The organism is Anaerovibrio slackiae (assembly GCF_009695585.1).
GTDB classification, from domain to species: domain Bacteria; phylum Bacillota; class Negativicutes; order Selenomonadales; family Selenomonadaceae; genus Anaerovibrio; species Anaerovibrio slackiae.
Genome location: NZ_VUNR01000025.1, coordinates 1 through 14,628, shown reverse-complemented (window position 1 = coordinate 14,628; position 14,628 = coordinate 1). Strand labels below are relative to the sequence as shown.

Sequence of the window (14,628 nt, the reverse complement as noted above, 5' to 3'; positions counted from 1 at the left end):
TTTAATGAGCATAATAACGTAACTTACTAAATACATATAAAAATATTACGTTCACAGCCTATTAGCCAAACCATCCTTAAAATCAATCTTATAATCACACTCTGCCAATGTACTCAACCTATGAGCTATAGCAATTATCGTAATATGTCCTTTGAATTTCAGTGTAGTGTCTGTAATACTTTTCTCTGTTTCAGTATCCAATGCCGAGGTAGCCTCATCTAGTATAAGCACCTCCGGCTGCTGATATAATGCCCTGGCGATACCGATACGCTGCCGCTGTCCACCAGATAGCTTCACCCCCCTTTCGCCAACTATGGTATCCAATCCATCAGGCATATCCATAACAAAGTCATAAAGCTCTGCCATCTTCAGGCTTTTTTCCATCCTGTTGATATCAATATCCTGCAACGACTCCCCAAGTGCGATATTTTCCTTCACTGTGCCATCAACAAGGTAGATACTTTGAGGGACATAAGCCAAATTCGCTTGCCAACTACGAATATTCTGAAAAATATCCTTGCCATCCACGCTTATATATCCAGCCGTTGGCCGTAAGAGTCCAAGCATAATATCCACAAATGTAGTCTTGCCTGCACCGGATGCTCCTACTATCCCGACAAAGTCACCTTTTCTTATCTCAAATGAAACACCATGCAAAACTTCATCCTTGCTCTCTGGATAAGAAAAATGCAGGTTGTCTATCTGAATACAATTTGAAAATTCCAATTTAGGCTGTTCACTCAGGTAGTAAGAATCCTGCTTTTTTATTGCTCTTTCCTTTATGTCCATCAGTTCAGGATACAATTCATAAAAGAAAGGCTGTTGAAATTTGATGCTGTTGTAAAGATTAACAATGCGATTAGCACTAGGCATGAGCCGGAATGCCGCTAAAGCCAATACTCCTAGCAACGGAACAATATCCATAGGGCTGTTTCCCATCAACAACTTCACCACAATTAAGACCAGCAAACCACTAACTACCAATGTTTCAATCATCATGCGTGGAACCTGATTGAGGAACATGAACTTGCGATTAGCCTCGCCATACTGCGTATATGTCCTATCAAATTCACTTAAGAAGGATGCCTCCTTACATAACACTTTTGTTTCTTTTATGGCACCCAAGCTTTGCTTGACACACTTGATGTACTGTGATGAGTATTGATTTTGCACCTGTCCCTGCTTGGAGATACGCTTGCGAAATGACTTTATAATGCCATACATCATAGCTCCCATAACACCAGCAACAACAATCGCCGTAAAAGCATCAACTATCACCAGCATTAACCAAATGATAATAACTGTTATCATTTCTGTCACCAGTGTAAAAGTCTGTACCAGCATACCAGCAAATATTACTAGCCCGACATTAGTTACATTTCTCAAAAGCGTCGCAGAGTTATGATTTAAGTGAAAAACATATGGCTTAGTCAGATAATTTTCCATTAGATCTTTTGAAAACTTCAACTGATTATGCATGGAGAAATCAATCTGCAATTTAGTCTGCCAAGCGATATACATGTTTTTTAGTAAATACCACAAAATTAGCCCACAGGCACAAAATACTATAAAACCTTTATGATCCACAATACCAATTTCACTTGTAATGTTAGCAATCTCGCCATGTCTCTGCAGAAAATCAGGTTGTCCCATAACAGATATCAGCGGCAAAATAGCTCCTATGCCCACCGCTTCCAGAATGGCACCAATTATCATAGTAAAAACAATGAATCCGCAATACCTTAGCTGTTTAGGTGTAAATATCGTAAATATTTGCAATATAGACTCCATTTTTCCTCCTTATAAAATATTTCGTATTAAAGAAATCCAATCAAACTTAGAAAATTCCTTCATAATTAAAGTGCTTCAATCTATCTTTTTCACTAGAAGTGTTATAAAATTAATGTATAAAAACTTTTATGTTGTAGCATTCCGGTTTACATGCCTACCCTAGAAATTCTCCAATAAATTAAAGGAATATCGCAGTCAGAACAATTCAACAAATGATTCAGGCCGTATGGCCATCGACTACTGCCTAAAAAATGACATTATGACTGACTATCTTACTGACAACGAAAGCGAGGTTATCAACATGTTTGGGTTCGAATATAACAAAGACGAGGAAAGAAAATCCCTCATCTAACTCGGCGAGGAACGTGGCACTATCAGTATCATCAAAAACCTCATGAAAAACAAGTGTTGGTCTGCTGAAGAAGCTATGGCTACTATGGGCATTGAAAACTCCGAATACCCCCGCTATCTTGCTTTGCTCTACAACTAATCTAATATAAAATATGTCTCAAAGCCGCAAACCTGCGGCTTTTTTTATTAAGAAATATATGCCATATACCTATTATTCATATCTTCCACACCAGCGACATATTTTATTATTGCAATGATGCTTCTTCCAATCTCCTTTTATAGTTATATGGTAAAATCTTTTTATTGCATCAAATATCCCAAGCATTTTACAAAAATCTTTAGCGCAATTAACTACTCTATTTTTATATGAAGCTTTTCTTTTAGTCTTCAAAAACTGTACCAACCCAAGTTCTTGATAAATCCGTTCATATTCGTTACGACAAGCTGTTGCCTGAGTGCTGCTAATCCCACCATCTTCAAAAAATTGAATTGGCTGTGTGATATATTTGAACTTAACATTTGAATCATAATATAGTCTTACAGTAAATTTAAAATCTGCTGCAATTTTGTATGATATATCAAATTCATTTTCATGAAATAAACTGCTTCTTATAAATAAACCTTGAGTTGGAATACCATATCCCGGAAACGACTTTTGTTCTAACATGTACTCATTTGTAGAATATACATCCATATTTTCCTTCTCAACAACTGTATAAAAGCACCCACTTAGTATATCTACATCGCAATTTAATTCACTAACAACTCTACTAATAGTTTGATAATCACAAAGTGCATCATCGGAACCCATAAACAATACATAATCTCCCGTTACATGTTGTAAAGCTTTATTCCAGGCATCGTATATACCTTTATCCGGCTCACTGCACCAATATGCAATTTTATCAGCATATTTTTTTATAACATCTACAGTACCATCCGTTGAACCACCATCTATAATTATATACTCCAAGTTACTATATGTTTGATTGACAACGCTGGATATACATTGCTCAATTTTATCAACGCGGTTGTATACGGCTGTAATAATTGTAATTTTAGGTCTATACATCCATTTTCCTCCCCACAATATAAAATATTTTTATGAACGCTCAGGAACTATATATCTCATATCCTCATAAATACTGATAGAACCTGACTTCAATCCAATACCACTGACATAAACGTATCCATACAAAGTAAAATCATCTGCACACAGTGTCTTTTTCCATTTTATTGGCAAGATTTCATATAATACTTAAAAAGATTCGCGAAATTTAGCAAAATTTCTTCATACCTAATGCGTTAAAGCTATGCAATACGCACAAATTGTTATAAAATTAAGTTAAGAAATTTCTTATCTGTATGACTTCATATGACTCTATATGAGAAATCTATCTATCTGAAAATGCAGGCCTGCACACATACAAATCCATATCACTTTGTGGTATAATGAAGGAGGAAGTACGTTGCCAGATATCAAAACTATCCTCGCCAGTGACATTGAGGCAGAAAATCTCGACATACGCTACGACATGAGCGTCAAGCGTGTCCTTGGCAATATCCCGTTGCTGGCCCCCATTACCAAATACACAGTCAAGGAATTAGAAAACTTTTCCATTCCCATGATTGAACAATGCATTGATGCAGACTCAATCAAAATCAGCCAAGTATTTGTGGAACCGGGGCTAACCAACAGAAAAATCGTCAATGACGAACTGGAAAGCAAAATTCCTGGCGAAGGCCGAGCTATCTTTGATATCCGCTTTACCATCACCCTGCCTGACGGCAGCAAGAGCAAAATCATCATCAACATCGAAGCCCAGCAGAAAAGCAATCCCGGCTACAGCCTCCTGAACCGCGGTATCTTCTACGCAGCCCGGCTTATTTCAGCCCAGCTTTCCGTGGAGTTTACCAACGACGGCTCAGACCAAGAGCAGTACGACAATATGAAAAAGGTCTACAGTATCTAGATTTGCATGGACTGCCCCGAGGACAAGAAGGACTCAATCATCAATTATTCCTTTGAGCCCCATATCATCTATCAGAGCAACGATAAACTGAAGCTATACAAAAACTGTGACCTGATGAATATCACCTTCATCCATCTCAGCGGCAAGCCTGACCACAGCCACCACCAGTTCATTTCCATGCTGGACACCTTACTCGCCAGGATGGATACAGAAACCAAGAAAAAGAAATTACAGGAAGAACATAATCTTCCTATGACTATCAAACTAGAAAAGGAGATGAACGATATGTGCAATTTAAGTTCAGGTATCCGTGAGAAAGGATTTCTCGATGGAGAACGCAAAGGAGAGCGCAAAGGAAAATTAGAAACCATACGCAATATGATAATTGATGGTTTCACTAATATCGAAGCACTCAAGGCCACTGGCCGCTACACTGCTGAAGAACTTTCAGCGGTTGCCGCTAGCCTGCATTAACCATCTCCTCACTCGCATCAGCCAGTGCTAACGCAGATTAGCACTGGCTGATTTTTGTGCCAGATATCCTGCTTGCCCGGATAAACTCTGACACTTATATACTATTTGCAATACTATTTACAATACTATATATTGAAAAATTTTTATTACAATATCGTCTTATTACTTTTTCATCAAAATGTATATTATCCAAATTTCTGATAATGCCAATAGTATCTTCCTCTTTGTCAAAAGAAAGCTTTATTCCATTGATATTATCTGTTATATAATCTTTAAAGCAACCTGTATTGGAAGCAATTACAGGTTTACCATAATAATTAGCAATACTAACGGTTTGAGAACCAGTTGTAGCAATATACGGTAACAAAACATATTTTGAAGCTTTGATATATTTTGCCAAGTCATAATCACTTACATATTCATTTATAAAATAGATATTGTGTAAATTTAAACATTTTTCCTTAACCATAGCCTCACATTTTCCACAACCTATTATCAAAAACTTTTTATCCAGCATAGCTTTTGACAAATCTATAATTCTGTCTATACCTTTATATGCTTCAATCCTTCCCCAAAATATAAAGTCATATTTTATACTTTCTTTAGACTCAGCAATATCTGGAAACTCCATTGATGACATTTCAGGTAAATAAATACATCTTATTTTATTATGAGGAATTTTATACTCACTTACCAAAACATCAAATCCTTCAGTATAAGCAACTATAAATAAATTAACTCTGTTAAATAAAAAACACTTATTCAGCCATCTAATTAATCTATCTTTTTTGTTTACGCCAATATGCAATGTTGGATCATGTATCCAACATAATAACTTGACATCTAAGCCAATTAAAAAACATCTAAAAATAGGGATGAACCATTGATTATCAAAATATATAAATATATTTTTGATTTTTTCCTTACGTATCATTACACGAAGTCTGAAAGCAAATCTAATAGCATTAAAATATTGGAAGGTAGTTTTTGTAACATCATCTGTTATTACTTTATGAAAATTTTTATTAAATTCTTCTTTTTTATAACCTCTAGGAATAATAACAATATAATCTTCAGGATTCACTATATTATTCATTATATCCCTATAACCATCACCTACAGCATTACGCCCTGACATACAAATAGATAGATTCATAGTAACCTCTTCAATAATAACTACTCAATAAACTTTACTATATCTTTTCTAATACACTAAGACTATTTACCAAACTAAACTCATCATAAATATTCTGATACTTTCTGCTCATAACACTGCTGGAAAATAATTCTCTAGATTTACTTGATATATTTTCATATGAATCACAGGAAAACTCTCTCTTTATCACTTCACAAAAGCATGCAACTAAATCATCATCATCATTAACTTTATATAAATCGCATGCCTCCGGATAAAGTTTTTTTATTTCACAATGCGGTTCTATATTAGATAAAATACAAGGTAATCCCATCATTAACGCTTCCAATACTGCATTTGGCATACCTTCAGAAAACGACGCAGATATAAACCCATCAGCCATTGATAAATAGTCATAAACATTGTTTACGTTCCCAAGAAAAATAGCATTTTTAGGAGCACTTTTGCGTAATTTTTCAAAATCAGGTCCATTTCCTAAAAATATTACACAAATATTATCGATTTTCCTTAAGCATCTTAATATTTGAGCCTGATTTTTTCCAATACATATACGACCTGTGCAAATAAATACTTTCTTATATCCTGTTATCCCCAGTGCATTACGTTTTTTTGTCAACAACAATTCATCTTTTATATGTTCTGCTTTAGGAATTTGTGTACCATTCCTTACATATGTTAAATTTAATTTATATTTTTCTAAAAGTAATCTTTTCGCTGTCTCAGAACAAGCTATGCATATGTCATATTTTTTTAAGGCATTTATATACAATCTTATCATTAAACTTCCTAGAAAATACCCGTAAGAAAATACAAAATCTTGATAAAATACGCAATGTATCGTTGTGAACAGGTTAACTTTTGTGGCAAAATATTGCATAAAGAGGGTTGATCTAAAGCACTGCGTATGCACTATATCAGGCTTGATATAGCACATAAACTTGCTTAACTCCCTTCTCCCTTTTATAAAAAACATTAATCTCGAAAGATTTAAAACATATACATTTATCCCCAACGATTTAAAAACAGATGTTAAATCATTCTTTTTAGCATAAGACAACGCTAACACGCTTACCTCATATTTTTGCTTATTAAGATGAAATATGAGATTGTATAAAACCTTTACTGGACCACTATTTTCTAGTGACGATATAACATATAGTATTTTTTTCATATTATTACCCCAAAAATTGTTTTAACGTTACAAAAAATTTAAAACACCATGTAACTCATTAATAATTTTCGTTGCATCCTACATTTATTCAATTTAAAACATACAATTTCATATCAAATACCTAAATTATAAATATAACCGTCACGTAACACACCTAATGACTTTGTAAAATACACAAATGCAGCCACAACTACAATTACATAAACACATACTTTGCCTATACCATGCTTCAAATTACAAAAGGCTGGCAACAAAATACAAAGATACAGAAAATAAGGATATATAAATCGTCCCAGTATGTCCACTTTGTAACCTAGCAAAATCACTATGGCTGAAATATACATAGCCAGTGTTGATATAGCTAATAACTGCTCATTGGAAGACTTGTAAATATATTTGTAGCATCCACTTGCAAACAAGCAAAAACAAAACAATGCACATATAACTAATGCACCATACTCTTTCGAAACATCGAATTCACTACCAATATAACTTATATATTTCGATTCATTGAGAAGAGAAAAATCCAGCAAAAAAAATAACCCATTTGCCTCTATAACACATACCAACATAATACCTAAAGTAACTGCTAGCAATATTTTCTTCACATTTAATGGATGTAAAATTACAAATACAATGAAAGGAAAAACGGTAACATGAATAGTAGATGCCAAGAAAATCAATATTACAGACCAAGTTCTTTTATTCTCGCTGAGTTTTCCCATAGCCCACAGTACTATAACAGCAGCAAGAACCTGACGTATCAGATTCATCATTGGAAACATCATTCCAAATCCGATAAAAATTACAGTAGACAAAACGACACTTTTAGAATATTTATAAAAAAATCCAGCTAAAAGACTTACGCTCAAAATTGCCACAATTTTTATCACATCAACACCATTACCACCAAGAACATAAACTAATTTATTTAATAAAACATAACCACATTCAAAACTCTCTACAAAAAAACCGTCAATAGGTGTTACAGACAGATAGTTAAATGCCTCTATATATGCCCATGTATCCGCTCCAACGCTTGGAGCTCTATAAGCAAGAATAAAGGCTAGTGGAATATAATTAATAGCTAAATAGTATTTGATACAATTAGAAATATGAACATACTTCATAACCAAAAAAGATAATATACTCCACAAAAAGATTAGATAATACAACCAATACATTTCTAATATCATATTTTCTCCTAAATATAATATGGATGTACAAACCAATATCGCTCACACAAAAATATTACTTTTCATAAAATAATCTTGCATTATGCTCTACCTTTATGAAAGAAATCTTATTTTCGTAAAGCAAATGTATATATAACTTTTCTGAACTTATCTGGTAATATTCTCATAACCATTCTTACAAGTGTTACATAACAAAACTTACTGATACTGATAAATCCATCCTTATACATAACAGTAAACAATTTTCTTTCATTCAAAAAATAACTAAACCCTCCCCGCCTGTCATACATACCATTGCCAACCCTGACTTTTACTAAAACAGTGTCCAAATTACACATTTGACAATTATTTTTTATCATCCTATACCAAAGATAATAATCTTCCATAAGATGAAATGTCTGATAGTTTCCAGCAGCTAATACAGTACTTTTCTTGAACATGACTGTCATGTGATTAAAAGGATTTCTAGATTTGCAATATTCCACAATAGCTTTCATGCTATATGGAACAGTACGCATGGAAACTATATCATCAACATTGTGATTGAACTCAACAATATTCCCACCGCAAATAGATAAATCTGGCTGCTCTAAAAATTGCTGTAATTGCAATTCAAATCTATTTTCAACAGCGATATCATCAGTATCCATACGAGCAATCAACTCATTTTTACAAGCTTTTACACCATAATGCAGTGCCATACCTAACCCATAATTTTTATCAAGTTTCAAATACCGAATCTCAGGATAGCATTGTTTTAATTCATCACATACAGAATATAAGTCATCATTTAACATTCCATCCTGCACGATCAATATTTCATCAGGTTTTACAGTCTGCTCTACAATACTTTTTACAGACTCCCTGAACCATTCTGGATTTTCATTTTTGTACACTGACATCAATACTGAAAATTTCACTATTTACCATACCCATTTCATAAACTAAAACTAATTCACATTATACTTATCAAAATTAATATACTTTTGATTTATCCCGGTTCCCTCAGTAGCACTCCTGGTAAACAGCACCATGACAGTCTGAATAATAATGGTCAAATCCGTCCTCAGGCTGCAATTCTGAATATACATCAGGTCATACACCAGCTTGTCAAAGGGGGTGGTATTGTACTTGCCGTAGACCTGTGCAAGGCCAGTAATTCCCGGCTTGACATTGTGCCTGTAGGCATACTCAGGCATTTTCTGTACAAACTGCTCCACAAAGAACGGTCTTTCAGGCCTCGGCCCTACGATACTCATGTCACCATTCAGCACATTCCATATCTGAGGCAGCTCATCAAAGCGCACTGCCCGTAGAAACCTTCCCAGCCTGGTGATGCGCGGGTCATGTTCCTGTGCCAGCATGGGACCGCTGTACTTCTCCGCATCCACCCGCATGGTACGGAATTTATAAATCCTGAATTCCCTGCCATCCCTGCCCGTCCTCACCTGGCTATACAGAACCGGCCCGGGATCTCCAAGCTTGATGGCTATAGCCGTAACTGCCATAAACGGCAGAGCACAAACAAAACCTATAAGAGCCACCAGAATGTCCAATGTACGCTTCATAATGCGTACCTCCAAGGAAGGCTGCAGTCTCTGAAACCTGAACACAGGAATATCGTCTATCTTGTCAAGCTTTGCCCCGCTGCAAAAAATCTCAAAAGATTTCGGTATAAGCATTATTTCCTTGCCATGGCCATAGCAGTAATTCACAATATCTGTCTTTTCCTGATGCGACATGCCTGCACAGACCATCACCATGTCCACCTTGTCGGCGGGCTCTCGCCAGGAGCCGTTTGACACATCCGTGCAGACATATTTCAGCTGCATGTTCAGCTGTGGCTGCCTCCTGAGCCTGTTATATACATGGTTACATTCTGCCTCAGAACCAGCCAGCAGAATGCTTCTCTTGTTCAGGATGCTTCTTCCCATGTACCATGAAAGAAATCGCCATGCCGTCAGGAATATGCACTGTAAAATCAAGGCAATCAAAAGCACCCAGCGGGAATAGGTATAATCCTTTGCCAAATAGCTCAGGGACATTACCAGTATCAGCACACACGCATGAGTAACCAGCAGCCCCAGCAACACCTCGGCAAATTTCTTGTATATGATGCTGTACAAGCCATTAACGTTCAGCAGAAGTCCTGTAATAACCAGCAGTAACGGCAGCAGGCCATTATAAAGAAAAACATTTTCCACGGCCGCCACCCTGTTGAAAAACATGGCTGTAGCCAATATATATGCCATGCTGATAAGTACAATATCCCCCAGCAGCATCATAGCCTTACGAGATGTCTTGAAATTACTTGCATGCATTGAACCACCCTTACCCATTTCCCAAAATCATCCAATCCATTATGCATCCTTCTTGTAAAGCAGCAACCCATATCCTAGAGCAATCATGCAGCCAATCACAAAGCCGATAGCTATAATCAGCTTTCTTTTAGGGCCGGACAGATTATTTTCATCCGGCATATTTGCTGCATCCACCAATTGGATAACATTACCAGATTGCTGGATTTTTGCCTGTTCCGCCTGCACCACCAAAGCTTCGTAAGCTGCCTTCTTTGCTTCCACTTCCCGGATTAGCCTCTGATATTCCAGCGCATCAGTATTATTTCCATATTCAGCAATGTACTTTCCCATAGCAGCAGTTGCCTCATCTGATTCCTTCACTGCATTTTTTATGCTTTCGTCAAAGGCAGCCACAACTACAGATTTCTTATCCTCATTGGATTTAGCCTTAATCTTTACAAAATTAGCTGACACATTTTCTGCTATATACTTTGCATCCTGCGGTGTACGCCCCCTTGCTACTATTTTTATGATTCTAGTTCCCTTAGGATTTGTAACCTCAAGATACTTTTTGACAAAATTTTCCACATTAGGCCTGTCCTCAGGATTTAAATCAGTAAATACCTGCTCTATAACAGGCTTGAGCACTTCATTGCTTTTTGCCAGCTCCATATCGGTCGAAATATTAATACCCGCTGTTTTCCCCAGTCCCATATCACAGTCCACAACCTGCACTGTCGCCTGAGACGTATATTCCTTAGGCAAAGCAAAGGCTACTATGGCCGCTATTGCCGTACACACTGCAACAATGCACACCACAACCTTTTTCTTGGCAACAACAATGGACAGCAGCCTGCCCAAATCAATAGCATCTTCCTGCCTTACATCTTCCTGTTTCATAAGCTCTCCCTTACACACACAACATAATCAACACATAGCACAGAATCCACAACACATAACGCATTATGCATAAATCAGCCTTGCAATGCACGCTCCATAGCCATACCGCATCAGCTAAAACCTGTACCAGGCGTTGTCCTCCAGCTCCACACGCTTTGCCAGTACAGCCGACTGCTGCAAAAGGCACCCTAGCATCTCAATATCCTCCTTCACCACGGGCAGCTCCGACTTGCCTTCATCCACCCTGATGCTGTCCAGCCGCTCCATAATATCCCGCAGCTGCCTGTAAATCTGGCGATCCTGATTGCCTGGCATATCCCTGCCCAGCAAATAATCCAAGCTCACATCATAAAAATCTGCAAAATCTATCAGCGCCCCTAGCTCCGGCATCCTTTTCCCATGCTCTATCATGGATATAGCCGCCGATGTATAGTTCCTGTTATACCTTTCGTTGTAAATCTTTCTAAAGGCTTCCTGGGTATATCCTTTCTGCAGGCGCAGCTCCCTGAACCTAGTCATGATCTATCCCCACGCTCCTGTTAAATCAAATTAACCCTGTTGGTAACTCTCCTGTCCATTATAGTACCACAAACGCCCCCCCCCGCAAGACATTTAACCCCAAAAAATTAAAATTTTTCGGGGGCCCTCATGTCTTGCGGAAGTTACCATTTGCTCTATTCGCTCTAAATCGTTAAAGAATCTCCTAAAACCCGAAACACAGCTCATGCCGGGTACGTATATGCATTTTCCCTGCCGGTTATAGTACGCCATTATATATAAATATATATATTTATATTGATATATTAATTTATATAAATATTATCAGCTATTCTTGAAAACTTTTTTCGCAAATTTTATCGAATTGGCATATTTTTTAGTTTTGCTCTTTACTTTTTTGCCAATACGCTGTAAAATGCAATCTGTTGCTGCTATGAAAAATATTCGCAAAATTGAGGAGGTTTGAATAGGCATTGAACAAAATTTCATATTTCGGCAGTATTTTAACGTTTTTCGGGTATTGATTGACGCCAATTCCGTAAAAACAGGCACAATTCAGCCCCTTTACAACCTGATTGAGCTGGATTGGCAAAGCAAAAGTAAAAAACTAAAAGACATTGAAAACAAAGATTGAGAGGGATTTTATGAAGGCCACACCCGATGATTTACTGAACGCTATTAGGGAACTGGGACAGGGAGAGCTGGCGGAGCACCATATTCTCCGCCACATGGGCATTTCCCACGGGCAGTTCTGCCAGCTGCGGAAGATACTGGTTGATGACCGCCGCCTGATAGTCACCCACCCTAACCGCAGGGCGCATTACCTGGTTGCAGCTACAACCGCACAGGATACCAAAAGCAATATGAGCAATATCCGCAACATGAATAACACAGAAAATACAAGCAATACAAGGGGATGAAAGCATGAACACAGAAAATTCTATTACCAACCAAAAGGGCTATGATGACAGCCTTACGGAGAACAGCACAAAACATGCAGCCAATGCCGACAGCAGCTATGACGGACTGTCACAGGATGAGGTACGCAGGCTGCAGGAAATGGCGCCGGAGCTACGGGATGCCCTGCTCCGGCTCCGCAGGAACATCCACAGCCGCCAGCAGGAACGGGAGCAGGAGGCAGAGACCAGGGAGCTGAACAAGCTGCTGGGTGTAAAAACTCCGCATGATGCCGTAGAAGAACGGAATGCCAAAAACCTGCAAGCTGCCATGGCGGAACAGGCACGGCGTGACCGGGAAGCGGTCAAGAAGAAATTCCTGTGCCAGCAGGGGCTCACCGAGGCAGGCATCCCAAGATTGTTTCATTCAGCCACCATGGAGAACATCATCCGGCAGGGACTGCCGGAAGCACTGGAATATCCCCGGATGCGGATATGCAGCTATCTGGAAAATATCGAAAAATGCTGCGACCTGGGCACCGGGCTGATTCTCACCGGTCCCTGCGGCACCCTGAAGACCACCTTTGCCTGCAGCATCATGCTGGAAGCCTTTGCCCACGGCATCGAGGCACGGTTTGAGCTGGTGATGAGCATGCTGGACAAGCTGGTAATGCTGGAAAAGAGCAACAAGGACGAATACTGCCGCACCATGCAGAAGCTGTGCAGCGTGCCTATACTGGTGCTGGATGACCTGGGGGCAGAGGGGCACCATGCGGATTTCGTCCGCAGCAAGCTGGAGCAGATTATCTTCCAGCGCCATGCCAACGGCAGAGCCCTCATCATCACCACCAACCTGTCCCCTGCCGGGCTTGCCAAGCTGTACCCGGGCCGCATCATGGAACGGCTCCGGGAACGCTGCCTGGTGCTGGAGCACAACTGCGCCAGCCTGCGGGGAAAGAATGTATTTTCAGTTATCGCATGATATGTGACATGTGACATATACCATGTGCCATAGAAGGGAGATAATATCACTATGCAGACTATGCAGAAAATTTCTTATATCAACCAGATGAACGGCTTCCTGGACCGCATGAGCGAGGATACTCTGCCGGCCAATGCCGTGATGCTCTACCTGATGCTGTTCAAAAGCTTCAACCGTACCTGCTGGCGGCAGGAATGGCTGAAATTCACCATCCAGCAGCTGATGGTTTTTGCCAACGTAGGCAGCCCCAACACCGTGTACAACATGCGCCGCCTCCTGAAGGAACTTGGGTATATTGACTACCGCCCGGCACAGAACGGCAACCGCAGCCAGACCGAATACCGCCTGCTGCCCCTGCCCGGCAATGCAGCTGCCAGCTTTTCACCTAATGAACATTCAGTCAGTGAATATTCAATAACTGAACATTCAAATAATGAACATTCAGCCAGTGAACATTCAATAAATGAATATTCAAAAAATGAACGTTCAATAACTGAATGTTCAGATAGTGAAAACTCGCAGGCAAAATCCCAGCCAAAAGTCCTGGAAAATCACCATATTGAACCTGTTTTGTTTTCAGAAAATGAATATTCAAAAATTGAAAATTCAGCCGAGTTTTCAGTTGAGTGTTCACTGAGTGAAAACAAAACTGAAAACTCCCCTATAAGAGAAGAAGAAGAAAAGAAAAGAAATACTACCCACGTTACTACAGTGACAGATCAGGCAGAAAAGAAAAATATAAACAACGGCAGCAGTAATAGCAATTGCCATAGCATTGGCAATAATATGGCTAATGCAAAAGTGCCTATGACTGTCAATGAATTCTGTCAGAACAGCGGGGATTACCAGCTCTGCCAGGATGCCTACATGGACTACTTCAAACGAGAGCCCCCTTCTGCGGACAAGGTGAAGCTGCTCCGCTTCCTGGCTGAATACGGCA

The 14,628-nt window shown here is 38.8% G+C and carries 14 protein-coding genes; 5 read left to right on the top strand and 9 right to left on the bottom strand.

The features are described from left to right. Window positions 1-51: 51 nt before the first annotated feature. Together FYJ84_RS11120 and FYJ84_RS11115 are read right to left on the bottom strand one after the other, a co-directional pair. Window positions 52-1,791, bottom strand: a complete 1,740-nt coding sequence (locus FYJ84_RS11120; protein WP_154407681.1) for an ABC transporter ATP-binding protein — start codon at window positions 1,789-1,791, stop codon at window positions 52-54. 562 nt (window positions 1,792-2,353) lie between these two features. Beyond that, window positions 2,354-3,214, bottom strand: a complete 861-nt coding sequence (locus tag FYJ84_RS11115) for a glycosyltransferase family 2 protein (RefSeq protein ID WP_154407680.1) — start codon at window positions 3,212-3,214, stop codon at window positions 2,354-2,356. A 397-nt stretch (window positions 3,215-3,611) separates the two neighbouring features. Between FYJ84_RS11115 and FYJ84_RS11110 the strand changes: the two genes are divergently transcribed. Next, on the top strand, window positions 3,612-4,115 hold the full coding sequence (locus FYJ84_RS11110) for a PD-(D/E)XK nuclease family transposase (protein ID WP_154407679.1): 504 nt from the start codon (window positions 3,612-3,614) through the stop codon (window positions 4,113-4,115). Window positions 4,116-4,229: 114 nt separating this feature from the next. Then, entirely contained in the window at window positions 4,230-4,589 is a 360-nt protein-coding gene (locus tag FYJ84_RS11105) for a hypothetical protein (RefSeq protein ID WP_154407678.1), read from the top strand. A 94-nt stretch (window positions 4,590-4,683) separates the two neighbouring features. Here the strand turns inward: FYJ84_RS11105 and FYJ84_RS11100 are convergent, their stop codons facing one another. From FYJ84_RS11100 to FYJ84_RS11070, 7 genes are all read right to left on the bottom strand, one after another. Further along, the gene (locus FYJ84_RS11100) at window positions 4,684-5,745 is read right to left on the bottom strand and encodes a glycosyltransferase family 4 protein (RefSeq protein WP_154407677.1); all 1,062 of its coding nucleotides are present in this window, start codon (window positions 5,743-5,745) and stop codon (window positions 4,684-4,686) included. Window positions 5,746-5,782: 37 nt separating this feature from the next. Beyond that, a complete protein-coding gene (locus tag FYJ84_RS11095) occupies window positions 5,783-6,916 on the bottom strand; it encodes a glycosyltransferase (protein ID WP_154407676.1) in 1,134 nt (377 codons plus the stop codon). Between the two features lie 113 nt (window positions 6,917-7,029). Further along, window positions 7,030-8,112, bottom strand: a complete 1,083-nt coding sequence (locus FYJ84_RS11090) for an EpsG family protein (protein WP_154407675.1) — start codon at window positions 8,110-8,112, stop codon at window positions 7,030-7,032. Between the two features lie 107 nt (window positions 8,113-8,219). Continuing rightward, entirely contained in the window at window positions 8,220-9,032 is an 813-nt protein-coding gene (locus FYJ84_RS11085) for a glycosyltransferase (protein ID WP_154407674.1), read from the bottom strand. Between the two features lie 30 nt (window positions 9,033-9,062). After that, complete coding sequence (locus FYJ84_RS11080) at window positions 9,063-10,433, bottom strand: sugar transferase (RefSeq protein WP_154407673.1); 1,371 nt, start codon at window positions 10,431-10,433, stop codon at window positions 9,063-9,065. Between the two features lie 39 nt (window positions 10,434-10,472). After that, a complete protein-coding gene (locus tag FYJ84_RS11075) occupies window positions 10,473-11,312 on the bottom strand; it encodes a Wzz/FepE/Etk N-terminal domain-containing protein (protein ID WP_154407672.1) in 840 nt (279 codons plus the stop codon). Window positions 11,313-11,426: 114 nt separating this feature from the next. Then, window positions 11,427-11,831, bottom strand: a complete 405-nt coding sequence (locus FYJ84_RS11070) for a helix-turn-helix domain-containing protein (RefSeq protein WP_154407671.1) — start codon at window positions 11,829-11,831, stop codon at window positions 11,427-11,429. A 623-nt stretch (window positions 11,832-12,454) separates the two neighbouring features. Between FYJ84_RS11070 and FYJ84_RS11065 the strand changes: the two genes are divergently transcribed. From FYJ84_RS11065 to FYJ84_RS11055, 3 genes are all read left to right on the top strand, one after another. Beyond that, the gene (locus FYJ84_RS11065) at window positions 12,455-12,730 is read left to right on the top strand and encodes a hypothetical protein (RefSeq protein WP_154407670.1); all 276 of its coding nucleotides are present in this window, start codon (window positions 12,455-12,457) and stop codon (window positions 12,728-12,730) included. 4 nt (window positions 12,731-12,734) lie between these two features. Beyond that, window positions 12,735-13,688 carry an ATP-binding protein gene (locus tag FYJ84_RS11060; RefSeq protein WP_154407669.1) on the top strand — a complete coding sequence of 318 codons (954 nt, stop codon included), beginning with the start codon at window positions 12,735-12,737 and terminating at the stop codon, window positions 13,686-13,688. Between the two features lie 51 nt (window positions 13,689-13,739). After that, on the top strand, window positions 13,740-14,628 hold an 889-nt coding region (locus FYJ84_RS11055), incomplete at its 3' end, for a hypothetical protein (RefSeq protein WP_205764219.1).

Excerpts from the sequence above, each read along its gene's own strand:
- FYJ84_RS11070 (WP_154407671.1), bottom strand. The coding sequence starts at position 11,831 with ATGACTAGGTTCAGGGAGCTGCGCCTGCAGAAAGGATATACCCAGGAA.
- FYJ84_RS11100 (WP_154407677.1), bottom strand. The coding sequence starts at position 5,745 with ATGAATCTATCTATTTGTATGTCAGGGCGTAATGCTGTAGGTGATGGT.
- FYJ84_RS11075 (WP_154407672.1), bottom strand. The coding sequence starts at position 11,312 with ATGAAACAGGAAGATGTAAGGCAGGAAGATGCTATTGATTTGGGCAGG.
- FYJ84_RS11060 (WP_154407669.1), top strand. The coding sequence starts at position 12,735 with ATGAACACAGAAAATTCTATTACCAACCAAAAGGGCTATGATGACAGC.
- FYJ84_RS11115 (WP_154407680.1), bottom strand. The coding sequence starts at position 3,214 with ATGTATAGACCTAAAATTACAATTATTACAGCCGTATACAACCGCGTT.
- FYJ84_RS11120 (WP_154407681.1), bottom strand. The coding sequence starts at position 1,791 with ATGGAGTCTATATTGCAAATATTTACGATATTTACACCTAAACAGCTA.
- FYJ84_RS11095 (WP_154407676.1), bottom strand. The coding sequence starts at position 6,916 with ATGAAAAAAATACTATATGTTATATCGTCACTAGAAAATAGTGGTCCA.
- FYJ84_RS11080 (WP_154407673.1), bottom strand. The coding sequence starts at position 10,433 with ATGCATGCAAGTAATTTCAAGACATCTCGTAAGGCTATGATGCTGCTG.
- FYJ84_RS11065 (WP_154407670.1), top strand. The coding sequence starts at position 12,455 with ATGAAGGCCACACCCGATGATTTACTGAACGCTATTAGGGAACTGGGA.
- FYJ84_RS11105 (WP_154407678.1), top strand. The coding sequence starts at position 4,230 with ATGAATATCACCTTCATCCATCTCAGCGGCAAGCCTGACCACAGCCAC.
- FYJ84_RS11090 (WP_154407675.1), bottom strand. The coding sequence starts at position 8,112 with ATGATATTAGAAATGTATTGGTTGTATTATCTAATCTTTTTGTGGAGT.